The sequence below is a fragment of the Streptomyces sp. NPDC045899 genome (genome assembly GCF_056431485.1).
Genome location: NZ_JBWKKP010000005.1, coordinates 189,942 through 203,818, shown reverse-complemented (window position 1 = coordinate 203,818; position 13,877 = coordinate 189,942). Strand labels below are relative to the sequence as shown.

Annotated in this window: 15 protein-coding genes; 10 read left to right on the top strand and 5 right to left on the bottom strand. The window is 71.4% G+C overall.

Annotated elements, in window-relative coordinates:
- Positions 1 to 56: 56 nt before the first annotated feature.
- Positions 57 to 1,721, bottom strand: a complete 1,665-nt coding sequence (locus AC07FT_RS09790; protein WP_479175681.1) for an alpha/beta hydrolase — start codon at positions 1,719 to 1,721, stop codon at positions 57 to 59.
- A gap of 329 nt (positions 1,722 to 2,050) precedes the next feature.
- On the opposite strand from AC07FT_RS09790, the gene AC07FT_RS09785 reads away from it, so the two are divergent.
- The 4 genes from AC07FT_RS09785 (at position 2,051) to AC07FT_RS09770 (ending at position 5,699) form a co-directional block, all read left to right on the top strand.
- On the top strand, positions 2,051 to 3,010 hold the full coding sequence (locus AC07FT_RS09785; RefSeq protein WP_471196394.1) for a M28 family metallopeptidase: 960 nt from the start codon (positions 2,051 to 2,053) through the stop codon (positions 3,008 to 3,010).
- A 400-nt stretch (positions 3,011 to 3,410) separates the two neighbouring features.
- Positions 3,411 to 3,884, top strand: a complete 474-nt coding sequence (locus AC07FT_RS09780; RefSeq protein WP_479175443.1) for a C40 family peptidase — start codon at positions 3,411 to 3,413, stop codon at positions 3,882 to 3,884.
- A gap of 100 nt (positions 3,885 to 3,984) precedes the next feature.
- On the top strand, positions 3,985 to 4,380 hold the full coding sequence (locus tag AC07FT_RS09775; protein ID WP_471196389.1) for a VOC family protein: 396 nt from the start codon (positions 3,985 to 3,987) through the stop codon (positions 4,378 to 4,380).
- Positions 4,381 to 4,493: 113 nt separating this feature from the next.
- A complete protein-coding gene (locus tag AC07FT_RS09770; RefSeq protein ID WP_479175441.1) occupies positions 4,494 to 5,699 on the top strand; it encodes a nucleotidyl cyclase domain-containing protein in 1,206 nt (401 codons plus the stop codon).
- A gap of 12 nt (positions 5,700 to 5,711) precedes the next feature.
- On the opposite strand, the gene AC07FT_RS09765 is transcribed toward AC07FT_RS09770, so the two are convergent.
- A complete protein-coding gene (locus AC07FT_RS09765; protein WP_432010848.1) occupies positions 5,712 to 6,152 on the bottom strand; it encodes an ATP-binding protein in 441 nt (146 codons plus the stop codon).
- Between the two features lie 264 nt (positions 6,153 to 6,416).
- Between AC07FT_RS09765 and AC07FT_RS09760 the strand changes: the two genes are divergently transcribed.
- Complete coding sequence (locus AC07FT_RS09760; RefSeq protein WP_471196381.1) at positions 6,417 to 7,286, top strand: helix-turn-helix domain-containing protein; 870 nt, start codon at positions 6,417 to 6,419, stop codon at positions 7,284 to 7,286.
- Between the two features lie 9 nt (positions 7,287 to 7,295).
- Positions 7,296 to 7,562 (top strand): DUF397 domain-containing protein, encoded by a 267-nt coding sequence (locus tag AC07FT_RS09755; protein ID WP_479175439.1) that lies wholly within the window; start codon positions 7,296 to 7,298, stop codon positions 7,560 to 7,562.
- Positions 7,563 to 7,567: 5 nt separating this feature from the next.
- Here the strand turns inward: AC07FT_RS09755 and AC07FT_RS09750 are convergent, their stop codons facing one another.
- A complete protein-coding gene (locus AC07FT_RS09750; protein WP_479175437.1) occupies positions 7,568 to 8,743 on the bottom strand; it encodes an 8-amino-7-oxononanoate synthase in 1,176 nt (391 codons plus the stop codon).
- A 160-nt stretch (positions 8,744 to 8,903) separates the two neighbouring features.
- Between AC07FT_RS09750 and bioB the strand changes: the two genes are divergently transcribed.
- The 4 genes from bioB to AC07FT_RS09730 all read left to right on the top strand — a co-directional run bounded on the left by bioB (position 8,904) and on the right by AC07FT_RS09730 (position 12,995).
- On the top strand, positions 8,904 to 10,139 hold the full coding sequence (gene bioB / locus AC07FT_RS09745; protein WP_479175435.1) for a biotin synthase BioB: 1,236 nt from the start codon (positions 8,904 to 8,906) through the stop codon (positions 10,137 to 10,139).
- Entirely contained in the window at positions 10,132 to 11,451 is a 1,320-nt protein-coding gene (locus AC07FT_RS09740) for an adenosylmethionine--8-amino-7-oxononanoate transaminase (RefSeq protein WP_479175434.1), read from the top strand. The genes bioB and AC07FT_RS09740 overlap by 8 nt, the downstream gene beginning before the upstream one ends.
- An 80-nt stretch (positions 11,452 to 11,531) precedes the next feature.
- Positions 11,532 to 12,236 carry a dethiobiotin synthase gene (gene bioD, locus AC07FT_RS09735; RefSeq protein ID WP_479175433.1) on the top strand — a complete coding sequence of 235 codons (705 nt, stop codon included), beginning with the start codon at positions 11,532 to 11,534 and terminating at the stop codon, positions 12,234 to 12,236.
- 72 nt (positions 12,237 to 12,308) lie between these two features.
- Complete coding sequence (locus tag AC07FT_RS09730) at positions 12,309 to 12,995, top strand: class I SAM-dependent methyltransferase (protein WP_479175431.1); 687 nt, start codon at positions 12,309 to 12,311, stop codon at positions 12,993 to 12,995.
- 214 nt (positions 12,996 to 13,209) lie between these two features.
- Here AC07FT_RS09730 and AC07FT_RS09725 read toward each other — a convergent pair whose 3' ends face one another.
- Positions 13,210 to 13,581 (bottom strand): fic family toxin-antitoxin system, toxin component, encoded by a 372-nt coding sequence (locus tag AC07FT_RS09725; protein WP_471196362.1) that lies wholly within the window; start codon positions 13,579 to 13,581, stop codon positions 13,210 to 13,212.
- Complete coding sequence (locus AC07FT_RS09720; RefSeq protein WP_471196358.1) at positions 13,578 to 13,805, bottom strand: toxin-antitoxin system HicB family antitoxin; 228 nt, start codon at positions 13,803 to 13,805, stop codon at positions 13,578 to 13,580. Before AC07FT_RS09720 ends, AC07FT_RS09725 begins: the two co-directional genes overlap by 4 nt.
- Between the last annotated feature and the right edge of the window lie 72 nt (positions 13,806 to 13,877).

The window sequence follows — 13,877 nt, the reverse complement described above, 5'->3', positions numbered from 1 at the left end:
CGGACCGGGCCCGGTTCCGTACGCGCCGACACGTACGGAACCGGGCCCGGCGGCCGTCACTTGACGGCGGTGGCCTTCGCGACCTTCGCCGCCTTGGCCGCCTTGGCGGCCGAGTCGGACTTCGCGGGCACCGGCGTGGCGTGCGGGGCGCACGTCACGTCCTTGGCGTCCACCGTGCCCTTGAGCAGGTAGGCGTCCACCCGGTTGTTGATGCAGCTGTTCACCAGTCCGGTGACACCGTGCGAACCGGCGTCCTTCTCGGTGATCAGACGCGAGCCCTTGAGCCGCTTGTGCAGTTCCACGGCACCGTCGTACGGGGTGGCGGCGTCGCGGGTGCTCTGCACGATGAGGGTCTTGGGCAGACCCTTGGACGCGCCGACCTCCAGCGGGGTGTGCTGCTTGGCACCCCAGGTGGCGCAGGGCAGGTTCATCCAGGCGTTGGACCAGGTCAGGAACGGGTAGTCCCGGTGGAGACGGGTGTTGTCCCGGTCCCACTTGGCCCAGTTGGTCGGCCACTTGGCGTCGGCGCACTCGACGGCGGTGTAGACGGCGTTGCCGTTCTCCGAGGCGATGTTGCCCGCGGTGTCGGACATGTCCGGGCCCGCGGCCTCGATCAGCGGCTTGTCGTCACCGGCGAGGTAGGCGCTCCACACCTCCGCGACCTGGGTCCACGCGGAGTCGTAGTACGGGGCGCTCTGGAAGAATCCGAGCAGCTCGGAGGGGCCGACGACCCCGCCGATCGGGCTCTTCTTGGCGGCCGCGCGCAGTGTGTTCCACTGCTTCTGGACCTTGGCCGAGGTGTTGCCGATGTGGTAGGCGGCGTCGTTCTTGGCGACCCACGCCTTCCAGTCGTTCCAGCGCATCTCGAAGGCGACGTCCTGGTCCAGGTTGGCCTGGTACCAGATCTTCTCCCGCGAGGGGTTGACCACGCTGTCGACGATCAGACGGCGCACATGGTTCGGGAACAGCGTCGCGTAGACGCCGCCGATGTACGTTCCGTAGGAAACGCCGAGATAGTTGAGCTTCTTGTCGCCCAGGGCGGCCCGGATGACGTCGATGTCACGCGCGGTGTTCGGCGTCGTCATATGGGGCAGCATCCGGCCGCTGCGCTCCTTGCAGCCCTGTGCGTACGCCTTGGCCAGCTTGCGCTGAACGCGCTTGTCCGCCTCACTGTCGGGCACCGGGTCCATCTTGGGTGCCTTGACGAACTCCTGCGGGTCGACGCAGGAGATCGGGGCGGAGTGGCCGACGCCGCGGGGGTCGAAACCGACGAAGTCATACGCCTTCGCGGCGTTCGCCCACACCGGGTTCTTGTTGGTGACCCGGGTCGGGAAGCGCATACCCGAACCGCCCGGACCGCCCGGGTTGTAGACCAGCGAACCCTGGCGCTCCGAGGGCGACCCCGTGTTGCCGATGCGGTCCACCGCGATCTTGATCTTGCGGCCTTCGGGCTTGGCGTAGTCCAGCGGCACGGTGACGTAACCGCACTGGATGGGCTTGGCCAGACCCCAGTCGGCCGGGCAGTCCTTCCAGTCGATGCCCTTCTTCGCGGCCTTGGCCGCGGCGATGGCGACACCACGGGCCTCGGCGGCGCCACCCGGCGTCGGCTCCGAGGCACCCGCGGTCGGGGCGACGAGCGCCCCAGTTATCAGCGCACCGGTCATCACACCACCGGCCACGCCGAAGAGTGCTGTGCGTCTCACGTAGTTATCCCCCTGCATGGTTGCGCCGCTCATGGCGGCGATGATCACAGAGTGTCAGGAGGATTCTTGTGTCTGGCTTACTGCCAAGTACAGGGCAAACCACCGTTTCTTTATCAACACGTGAACATCAGCCCAGTCACCTCAGGTGTCTCCCGGCCATCTGTCCGCTCCACGTCAACATCCGTTTGACGGTGCGTTGTCGCAGGTGGGAGGGGGTTGTTCCGCTCGGCGGAGCATGCCGTCCGATATTTGCCCTTGACGGAGGCCCTGTTGAACGTCGATTCTCATGTGCGCACAAATGATCCACCGCTCCGCAACATCCCCCCACATCACTACGGAGCCCAACTGTGAAGCGAATAGTGCCCGTCCGCCGTGGAGTTCTCGCGGCGGGCGCCAGTGCCGCCCTCGCCGCCGCCCTGCTGTCCGGCGCGTCGATGGCCCAGGCCAACATCTCCGACACCGCCACCGTGGCGGCGCCCGACATCGACGTCGAGGCGGTCAAGGGAGATCTGAAGGAACTCCAGTCCATAGCGGACAGTAACGGCGGCAACCGTGCCCACGGCCAGCCCGGTTACAAGGCGTCCGTGGACTACATCAAGAAGAAGCTGGACGACGCCGGGTTCAAGACCGCCATCCAGGAGTTCGACAGCGGCGGGGCGAAGGGCTACAACCTCATCGCCGACTGGCCGGGTGGCAGCGAGGACAAGGTCGTCATGGCCGGCGCCCATCTGGACTCGGTCTCCGAGGGTCCCGGAATCAACGACAACGGATCGGGCTCCGCCGCGATCCTGGAGGTCGCGCTCGCCGCGGCCAAGGCCGACCTCAAGCCCGCCAAGCACCTGCGGTTCGCCTGGTGGGGCGATGAGGAGGACGGCATGGTCGGCTCCACCAACTACGTGGACAAGCTGGCGTCCGGCGACAAGTCGAAGATCGACTCGTATCTGAACTTCGACATGCTCGGCTCCCCCAACCCGGGGTACTTCGTCTACGACGACGACACCGAGCTGGAGAAGGTCTTCACCGACTGGTTCGCGGCCAAGGACATCAAGACCGACCCGGAGACCGAGGGCGACGGCCGCTCGGACCACGCGCCGTTCAAGGACGCCGGCGTGCGGGTCGGCGGTCTGTTCACCGGCGCCGAGGCCACCAAGAGCCAGGAGCAGGCGGACAAGTGGGGCGGCAAGGCGGGCGAGCCGTTCGACCCGTGCTACCACTCCGCGTGCGACAAGACGTCGAACATCGACGACAAGGCCCTGGACCTGAACACCGACGCGATCGCCAACGCGATCTGGACGCTCAGCTCCTAGGCGCGTACGGGACCGGCCACGCGCCGGTCCCGTAGGCCACCCCTTCCGACCCGGTCGCCGGTCCCCGGCGGCCGGGTCGCGGTGTGTCGATCCGCTCGGGCGGATCACCCCGCCTCCGGCCGCGGAGGGCCGGAGCGGTCCCCCGACCGGCGTAACCGCTCCCGGTACGGGGACGTGCCGCCCACTTGCGCCGAGCACCGCCGCAGCCCGGTGAAGCGGAGATCGTCACTGGTCAGAGCTCTGGCGTCAGAGAGGGCCGGTCACCCGAACGGACCATCCGTGAGCACCGTCACACGGAGGCGTCCCGACGCGGAACCGGCCGCCGGGATGCGTGACGATCTCGGGGACAGGACCCCGCCGCAGCATCCGGGGTGGGGTCGGCATATGAAGGGGGTGCGCGATGACTGCGCACATTCGGATCCCCAGGATGGTCTCCCGGGCGAGTGCCGTCTCCGCCCTCACCGTCGCCGCCGTCGGCTCGACCGTCGCGGTGCCGGGGGCGACCCCGGAGGCGGAGGCGGCGAGCGTCGCGGTCAAGGCGCTCCGCATCGCCGCGTCGAAGAAGGGCGCGCCGTACGTCTGGGGCGCGGCGGGACCGCACCGCTTCGACTGCTCGGGGCTGACGCAGTACGCGTACAAGCGGGCCGGGAAGCGGCTGCCGCGGACCGCGGCGGCGCAGTACAACCGCACGCGCCCCATCAAGGCTTCCGCCCGCACCCATGGTGACCTGGTGTTCTTCCATGGCAGCGGCGGTGTCTACCACGTCGGCCTGTACGCGGGCGGCGGCCGGATCTGGCATGCGCCCAAGACCGGCACCGTGGTGCGGCTGGAGCGGATCTGGACCCGTCAGGTCTCCTACGGCAAGGTCCGCTGATCCGGGCCGGGTTGGCGGCCCCCGCCCCAGGTCCGACGGTCGGTGGCCGGGGGTAGGTTGACGGGGCAGGGGCGCCACCCCGTCGACCTTCGGAGACCGCATGTCCTACCTCAACCCGGTCCGGCACATCACCTTCGACGCCCATGATCCGTACCAGCTGGCGCAGTTCTGGTCCCGGCTGACCGGCTATCCGCTGGAGGACTCGGACCCGGGCGATGACGAGGTGCTGATCGCGCCGGACCAGCCCGGTGTCCCGGGTCTGCTGTTCCTGCGGGTGCCGGACGCCAAGACCGTCAAGAACCGGGTCCACCTCGACATCCAGCCGCCGTCGGGCACGCGGGACGCCGAGGTGGACCGGCTCATCGGACTGGGCGCGAAGGTCGTGGACGACCGGCGCACGGACGACGGGATGGGCTGGGTGGTGATGTCCGACCCCGAGGGCAATGAGTTCTGTGTGGAGCGCAGCGCGGTGGAGCGCGGTCTGGTGAGGTCCTAGGGCGTGTCCCCGGCCGGGGCCATGGTCCTCCGCCGTCTGGAGCGGATCCGGGCCAGGCACTAGCGTGAACCGGTGCCGGCCGTGCGCGGGCCGGCACCGGGAGGGGGCGCGTGGTGACCGAGCAGTTCCAGCCGGACCGGACCTACGACCAGGTGTATCTCGTCTTCGTCGACACCTCCGGGTATTCGACGATCGTGCGCTCCAACCCCAGGGACCGGGCCGCCCACGCCTTCGACCTGCTCCGGGAGCGGATGCGGGCGCGGATCGCCCAGCTCTCCGCGCAGTACCGGTGCGCGCGCAGCGATCTGTGGAGCTGGCGCGGTGACGGCGGGTTCTTCGCGGTCCACGACGAGAGCGAGAGCGTGGCCCGCGATGTGGCGCTGGAGGCCGCGCGGACCTTCCTCACCCTCGATCTGCGCCATCTGCGGGACGAGTTCGCACAGGCCGGGGTGGACGGTGAGCTGCATGTGCGGATGGCGGTGCACAAGGGGGCCATCCGGCACAGCGCCGAGGGCCGGACCGGCTCGATCCACTCCCCCGACATCAATCTCGCCGCCCATCTGGAGAAGGTGACCCCGCCGGACTGTCTGGCGGTGTCGGAGGACGTCTACCGCACGGCCGGTCCGTACGCGCGGCTGTTCGCGCCCGTGGGACGCCATGAGGGCAAGGATGTCTATCTGATGGCGGGCGACGGCGGACCGGAGGTGGCGGCCAAGGCGTGGCTCGCGGGCCGGGGGCTGGCCGAGGGCACACCGGTGCACGCGTATCCCGAGCGGCCGAGTTCTCAGGAGAAGGCGCGGCTGCTGGACGCGGCGGCCGAGGAGGTCCTCGACATGGGGACGGCGCTGCGCACCTCCTCCAGCCGTCTGGTGACCACCGAGCGTCCGGCCCGCTACCGGGACGCGGTGCTGGGGCTGTTGCGCCGGGGCGTCACCTACCGCTGCTATCTGCTGGACCCGTCCTCGGAGGCGGCGGACACCCTGTCCCGCCAGTACGAGGAGGACATGGCACGGAAGATCAAGGACTCGCTGGAGCGGTTCGGCCGGTTCAAGGAGCGCTACGGCGCGGAGGCGGACGGGCTGCTGGTCTACCAGACCGACGGGTTCCCGGGGTTCTCGGCGCTGGGGATCGATCTGGGCCGTCCGGACGGGCTGATCCTCTACTCCTCGTACCTCATGGGCGCGAGTCCGTACGGGGTGATCGAGCGCGGGGACATGCCGCACTATCTGATCGGCCCGGCCGCGGGGCGGGTGTTCACCCGCATCCGGGAGCTGGCCGGGGCGCGTTCCGCCACGGGGCGGGTCGAGCGGGTGCTGTAGCCGGGGCGCGGATCAGTTGACCCCGGCGGTCCACGGCAGCGCGATCCAGACGGTCTTGCCGCCGTCGGCGGTGGGCGTGATGAAGACGTCACCGCCGGATTCGGCGGCCAGGGAACGGATGATGACCAGACCGCGGCCGTGGTCACGGCCGTGGTCCTGCTGGGTGGCGGCGGGGGGCCGGACCGGCCACCGGGGGTGGCTGTCGGTGACGCCGATCTCCAGTCGCCGGGTGTGGTCGAGCCGGAGGTCGACGGTGAAGGTGGGTGACCGTCCCACGGTGTGCTGGACCGCGTTGGTGGCCAGCTCGGAGACGATGAGCCGGACGGTGTCGGCGGCCTCCGCCCGCGCGCCGAGCCCCCATTCGGCCAGGACGTCCGTCACATAGGCACGGGCCGCGGGGACCGAGGCCGGGGCGCTCGGCAGAGTGACGGATGCTTCCTGCTGGTCTGCCATGGCGGCCTGTCCCTTTCCGCCGGGGGAGCGGCGAGGACGCGTCGGGGTGGTGCCGCGCCGCCGGGGTTCCCCGGCGGCTTCGGCGGGCTCAGCGCCAGAGTGCCATCGATGCCCTCCGTGACGGGGCCGATCCACCGGCTTATGCATATATCTGTCGCCCGAAGCGGTGAACTCTGCTACGGAAGACCGGATTTGGGCGGCAGACTGGGGAGCGAAGCGCGGCAGAGGGCGCGCGCGGGGGCGCGCGGGCAGGAGGGAGAACGGATGCGGTACGGCCCGGCGGTGCGCCGCCGCAAGCTGGGCGCGGAGCTCCGCCGTCAGCGCGATCTGGCCGGGCTCACCAGTGGTGAGACCGCACGGCTGCTGGGGTGGCACCAGTCGAAGGTGAGCCGGATCGAGACCGGCCGCAGCGGGGCCAAACCCGCGGATGTGACCCGGTTGCTGGATCTGTACGGGGTCGCCGACCCGGAGCTCCGGGCGCTGCTGGAGGCGCTGTGCGGCGGGGGTGCCTCGGATCCGGAGGGGTCACGGCGCGGCTGGTGGCACGCCTACCGCGATCTCCTGCCGCCCGCCTACCGGGACTTCATCAGTCTGGAGGCGGAGGCGTCCGGGGCGTGCACCCTGGAGACCACGGTGGTGCCCGGACTGCTCCAGACCCCGGACTACGCCCGGACGGTCACCCGGGCGGCGCTGGCCGATCTGCCGCAGGCGCGGGTGGACGCGCTGGTGGAGGTGCGCATCGCCCGGCAGTCGGTGCTGCACGGCGGGCAACCGCTGCGGCTGCACGCGGTGCTGGACGAGGCGGTGCTGCGCCGCGCGGTCGGCGGACCGGAGGTGATGGCGGCCCAGCTGAGACATCTGGCCGCACTGGGAGAGCTCCCTCAGGTGTGCTTGCAGGTGCTGCCATATTCCGCTGGAATGCCCATTGGCATTACCAGTCCTTTCATTATCTTCTCTTTTCCGCACATTACTGACCTCGACGTGGTAGTTCTCGACCACTTGACGAGTAGCCTCTATCTGGAGCGGAAAGAAGACCTCCGGGCGTACAGCGCGGCGTTCGACGTGCTGCGCACCCACGCCCTGGCACCTGAGGAATCACTCACCTTCATCAGCGAAATCGGGGGCGGCGCCTGAGGGGGCTCCATGTCCGCACTGCCGGCCGCATCGGCCGTGACCGCTCTTCCCACCCCGTCCGTCGGACCCGGCGGCTGGCTGCGCAGCAGCTACAGCGTCGGGATGAACAACTGCGTCGAGACCGCCCGGCTCGGTTCCGGGCTGCTCGCCGTGCGCGACTCCAAGAACACGGCAGGTCCCGTCCTGCGGTTCACCCCGGCCGGCTGGGCCTCGTTCCTCGACGGCCTGACCGGCGGAGGGTTCGGCCCCGGCGGGTCCCACCCCACCGGGGACTGATCCGCTCAGGCGGTCGGCGCGGTCCCCACGATCACGCCGACCGCCCGCTCGATCTGCTCGTCCGTCAGATCCGCGCGTGCGGTCAGCCGCAGCCGGGAGATGCCGTCGGGGACGGACGGCGGGCGGAAGCAGCCCACCTGAAGACCGGCAGCGCGGCAGTCGGCGGCCCAGCGCACCGCCTGCTCCGGTGACGGCGCCCGCACCGACACCACCGACGCGTCCGGCCGCACCGCGGACAGCCCCGCGGCGGTCAGCCGGCCGTGCAGCGCGGTGGCGACCGCGCGGGCACGGACCGCCCGCTCCGGCTCCGCGGCCAGCAGCCGCAGACTCGCCAGCGCCGCGCCCACCGCGGCCGGGTTCAGACCGGTGTCGAAGATGAAGGTGCGGGCGGCGTTGACCAGGTGCTCGATCACCCGGGCTGGCCCCAGCACCGCCCCGCCCTGGCTGCCCAGCGATTTGGACAGCGTGGCGGTGACCACCACCTGCGGCGCGCCCGCCAGTCCGGCTGCGTGCACCGCCCCGCGTCCGCCCTCGCCGAGCACCCCCAGCCCATGGGCGTCGTCCACCACCAACGCCGCCCCGTGCGACCGGCAGGCCGCGGCGAGCGCGGGCAGCGGGGCGGCGTCCCCGTCGACCGAGAAGACCGAGTCGGTGACCACCAGCGCGCGGCGGCCCCCGCCGCCGGCCTCGTGCCCCTCGGCGTCGAGGACCTTGCGCACGGCGGCGGGGTCCGCATGCGGCACCACCTCGACATCGGCGCGGGAGAGCCGGCAGCCGTCGATGAGCGAGGCGTGGTTGCCCGCGTCGGAGACCACCAGCGCGTCACGGTCGCTGAGCGCGGAGACGGCAGCCAGATTCGCGGCATAGCCGGATGAGAAGACCAAAGCAGCCTCGAAGCCGCAGAACGCCGCGAGTTCCTCCTCCAGCGCCGCGTGCAGCTCGGTGGAGCCGGTGACCAGCCGGGAGCCGGTGGCCCCCGCGCCCCAGTGCCGCGCCGCCTCCGCCGCGGCGGCCGTGACCTGCGGATGCCGGGCCAGTCCGAGATAGTCGTTGCTCGCGAGGTCCAGCAGCGGGGAGTCGGCGGGGCGGGGGCTCAGCCGGCGGACCAGTCCGGCGCGCGAACGCCGCTCCCGCTCGCCGTCGATCCACCCGAACGGGTCGTCCTGTCGGTCCTCGGCCATGCGCTGTCCTCGCCTTCCAGGGGGCACCAACTGTGGGGTCCGGATAGAACGTAGTCCCCTCCATGCATGGTCAGGGTGTGGTGATACCCACACCCCCAAGTCGCGGTCTTGTACGGTTCCTCCTTTGCCGGGAGCGGCGGCGTAGGACAGGATCGGCGCCATGGACCTGCTGAACACGCTGGTGGACAAGGGGCTGCGGCGCGAATCGCCGACCCGCGAAGAGGCGCTCGCCGTACTGGCGACCTCCGATGACGATGTGCTCGATGTGGTGGCCGCCGCGGGCAAGGTGCGGCGCCACTGGTTCGGGCGGCGGGTGAAGCTCAACTACCTGGTCAACCTCAAGTCGGGCCTGTGCCCCGAGGACTGCTCGTACTGTTCGCAGCGGCTCGGCTCGACCTCGGAGATCCTGAAGTACACCTGGCTGAAGCCCGACCAGGCGGCGGCCGCCGCCACCGCGGGGGTGGCGGGCGGCGCCAAGCGGGTGTGCCTGGTGGCCAGTGGGCGCGGCCCGACGGACCGGGACGTGGACCGGGTCTCCCAGACCATCGCCGCCATCAAGGACCAGCACCAGGACGTGGAGATCTGCGCCTGTCTGGGACTGCTGTCCGACGGACAGGCGGAGCGGCTGCGGGACGCCGGTGCCAACGCCTACAACCACAACCTCAACACCTCCGAGGCCACCTACGGCGAGATCACCACCACCCACACCTACGCCGACCGCGTCTCCACGGTGCAGCAGGCGCAGGCGGCGGGCATGTCCGCCTGCTCCGGGCTGATCGCGGGCATGGGCGAGTCGGACGAGGACCTGGTCGACGTGGTCTTCTCGCTGCGCGAGCTGGACCCGGACTCGGTGCCGGTCAACTTCCTGATCCCCATCGAGGGCACCCCGCTGTCCGGGGACTGGAACCTCACCCCGCAGCGCTGTCTGCGGATCCTGGCCATGGTCCGGTTCGTCTGCCCCGATGTGGAGGTGCGGCTCGCGGGCGGACGGGAGATCCATCTGCGGACCCTCCAGCCGCTGGCCCTGAACCTGGCGAACTCGATCTTCCTCGGCGACTATCTGACCACCGAGGGCCAGGCCGGCAAGGACGACCTGGCGATGATCGCCGACGCGGGCTTCGAGGTGGAGGGCACCGACACCACCACCCTGCCCGAGCACCGCGCCGACGCGCTCGCCGCGGCGGCCGGGGGCTGCGGTTCACACACCGGGGCGGCCGGCGGCTGCGGTTCGCATGGTGCGGAGGGCGGCGGCTGCGGTCCGTGCGGCGGCGAGGCCGCGCCCGAGGCAGAGGCCGAGCCTCAGCCCGCGGCGGTGGCGGCGCGCGAGGACTCGCACGCCGATCTGGTCGCGGTGCGCCGTCGGGGCGTGGGTACGGACCTGCCGCCCAATGCCTGAGCCACTGACCCCCGGTGAGCTGCGGGAACTGGACCGGCAGCACGTCTGGCACCCCTACGGTCCGATGCCCGGACGTGAGGACCCGCTGGTGGTGGAGTCCGCGTCCGGGGTCCGGCTGCGGTTGGCCGAACCGGTCGAGGGCGCCCGGGAACTGGTCGACGGCATGTCGTCGTGGTGGTCCGCGATCCACGGCTACAACCACCCGGTGCTCAATGAGGCCGTACGCGGCCAGCTGGGGCGGATGAGCCATGTGATGTTCGGCGGACTCACCCATGAGCCAGCCGTACGGCTGGCCGCCAAGCTGGTGGAGATCACCCCCGACCCGCTGCGCCATGTCTTCCTCGCCGACTCCGGTTCGGTGTCGGTCGAGGTGGCGGTGAAGATGTGCCTCCAGTACTGGCGGTCGCTCGGCCGGCCGGAGAAGCGCCGGATGCTGACCTGGCGCGGTGGCTACCACGGCGACACCTGGCAGCCGATGGCGGTGTGCGACCCGCAGGGCGGAATGCACCAGCTGTGGTCGGGGGTGCTCCCCGAACAGGTCTTCGCGGACGCCCCGCCGGCCGGATTCGACGCCGGTGCCGACCCGGCCTACGAGGCCCATCTGCGCGAGCTGATGGCCCGGCACGCCCATGAACTGGCCGGAGTGATCGTGGAGCCGGTGGTCCAGGGCGCGGGCGGGATGCGCTTCCACTCCCCCGCGCTGCTGCGGCTGCTGCGCGAGGTGTGCGACGAACACGACGTGCTGCTGGTGTTCGACGAGATCGCCACCGGCTTCGGCCGCTCCGGCGAGCTCTTCGCGGCCGGTCACGCGGCCGTGAGCCCCGATGTGATGTGTCTGGGCAAGGCGCTGACCGGCGGATACCTCACCATGTCGGCCACCTTGTGCACCACGCGGGTGGCGGAGGGCATTTCGCGCGGCGAGGTGCCGGTGCTGGCCCACGGCCCGACGTTCATGGGCAATCCGCTGGCCGCGGCGGTCGCCAACGCCTCGATCGAGCTGCTGCTCGGCTACGACTGGCGGCAGGAGGTCAAGCGGATCGAGGCGGGGCTGCGCGACGGTCTCGGGGAAGCGCTCGAACTGCCGAACGTCCGGGACGTACGGGTGCTCGGCGCGATCGGCGTGGTCCAGCTCGACCGTCCGCTCGACGCGGCGGGCATGTCCGCGGCCTCGCGGGCCGCGGTCCGCGAGGGCGTCTGGCTGCGGCCGTTCCGCGATCTGCTGTACGTCATGCCGCCGTACATCACCGGCGATGACGATCTGGCCCGGATCTGCACGGCGGTGCGGGCGGCCGCCGCCGCGGCGGGCCGCTGAACCGAAGGCCGTGGCCCGCCGTCCGGGGGACCACCCCCGGGCGGCGGGCCGCAGAACCCAGCGAAAGGCACGGAAACACCATGTCAGTACTGGTCGTCTCGGGCACCGGCACCGAGATCGGCAAGACCGTCACCACGGCTGCCGTCGCCGCCTGCGCCCTGGCCCGCGGCCGGTCGGTGGCGGTGCTCAAACCCGCGCAGACCGGCGTCGGCGCGGAGGAGGCGGGCGATGCCGCCGAGGTGGCCCGGCTCGCCGGAGAGGTCACCACCCTCGAACTCGCCCGCTATCCCGAACCGCTGGCCCCGGACACCGCGGCCCGCCGCTCCGGGCTGCCGACGGTCCGTCCGCACGAGGTGGCGGAGGCGGCCGGGAAACTGGCCGCCGAGCACGATCTGGTGCTCGTCGAGGGCGCGGGCGGACTGCTGGTGCGCTTCGACGAGGAGGGCTCGACGCTCGCCGACGCGGCCCGGCTGCTGTCCGCCCCCGTCCTGGTCGTCGCGCATCCGGGCCTCGGCACCCTGAACATGGCCACGCTGACCACCGAGGCGCTGGCCGCCCGCGGGCTGGACTGTCCGGGGATCGTCATCGGGAGCTGGCCCGCCGAGCCCGATCTCGCCTCCCTCTGCAATGTCGGCGATCTGCCCGCGTCGGCGGGCGTACCGCTGCTGGGCGCCCTCCCGGAGCGGGCCGCCGCACTCGGCCCGGCGGCCTTCCGCGCCGCGGCTCCCGGCTGGCTGGCCCCGCAGCTGGACGGCGTCTGGAACCCGGCGGCGTTCCCGGCGTAGTCCCACCCCCGCCCTGGGCAGACTCCCGGTAACGGTCCTGGACCGTGTCGTTCGCATCCGAGGGGGTCCCCCATGCCCGTACGCCGCCGCACCGCACCGCCCGACGCCGTGCACCACCCGATCTTCGCCCGCTGCTGGGACCGGCTCTCCGCGGTGGCCGACGAGCGGGCCGGGGTGGCGGAGCTGCGGAGTGAACTGCTGACCGGGCTGTCCGGCCGGGTGATCGAGATCGGGGCGGGCAACGGCCGCAACTTCCCGCACTATCCCGAGACCGTCTCCGAGGTCGTCGCCATCGAGCCGGAGCGCCATCTGCGGCGGCTGGCCGCGCGGGCGGGGCTGCGCTCGGCGGTTCCGGTGGACGTGGTGCCGGGGGTCGCGGAGGCGCTGCCGGTCAAGAGCGAGGCGTTCGACGCGGCGGTGGCGTGTCTGGTGCTGTGTTCGGTGCGTGATGTGCGGCGCGCGCTGGCCGAGCTGACGCGGGTTCTGAAACCCGGCGGCGAACTGCGCTTCCTGGAGCACGGCCGGGCGGACGGCCGGGTGATGGCCACCACGCAGCGGGTGCTGGACCGCACCGTGTGGCCGCTGGTGTTCGGCGGCTGTCACACCGCGCGGGAAGTACGGGCGGAGCTGGCGGCGGCGGGCTTCGAACCGGTCGGGCACCGGCTGCTGCGGGTCCCCGAGCGGGGGCTGCCGATGCCGACCTCCTCCTGTGTGCTGGGCACGGTCCGCCGTCCGCCGCTACCAGACGCCGTGGGCTGACCCACGAAGACCGACAGGACAGGACCTAGTGCCCCATCAACCACGGTTTGCCCCGCTCGCCGCCCTGGCACGGCCGCCCCCGGCTACCGCTGGGAGGTGCCCCCTGCGGCGTTGCCGAACCGGCCGAGCAGGCCCACTACGAGGCCGATCCGGCGCCTTGCAGCCGACCGCACCAGGACACCTCGCTACCGGGCACACCTCGGCTGACGCGGCACTAGACGCTCCAGCTGCGCAGTTCGTCGGCGATGGCGCGGACGTCGGCACGGCCGTCCCGGACCAGCCGGGCCAGGTCCCGCACCCGCTCCGGCGAGGTGGTGATCTTCAGCCCGCTGGCCACGAGATAGGCGTAGGCGACGGCGGAGGCGAACAGCGCGTTGCCCCGCTCCAGCGCCGGGACCAGGAGCAGCAGTTGGAGCAGGGCCGCGGCCCGCTCCTGGGGGTCGGTGTAGACGGGGATGCCGAATATCTCCGCCTCGTGGCGGCTCACGGCGGCCACCAGCGCACCGTAGTCGGTGACGCGCGGATCGCCGGGGGTGTGATGCTCGGCGATCATCAGCAGCCAGGCGAGGTCGATACGCACGGTCAAGGGCGGGGCTCGCCCTCCTTGCCGAACTCCTCGTCGAACACGGCCCGGTACTGCTTCATGAAGTCGGCGGCGGCCTCCACGAAGGTGTGGCCCGCCTCGCCCGCGTCCTGCCGGACCAGCTCCTCGATATAGCGGTTCATGCTGATCCCCCGCTGGAGGGCGCGCTCCCGGGCCTTCTCCGCGGTGGTCTCGTCGACCCGCACGTTCAGCTGTGTCTTCGCCACACGGTCACGCTAGCGCAGATTTGCTAGCGCATTCAAGGGCGCGCCGGAGCGGCCGGATCCCTACCATCGAGG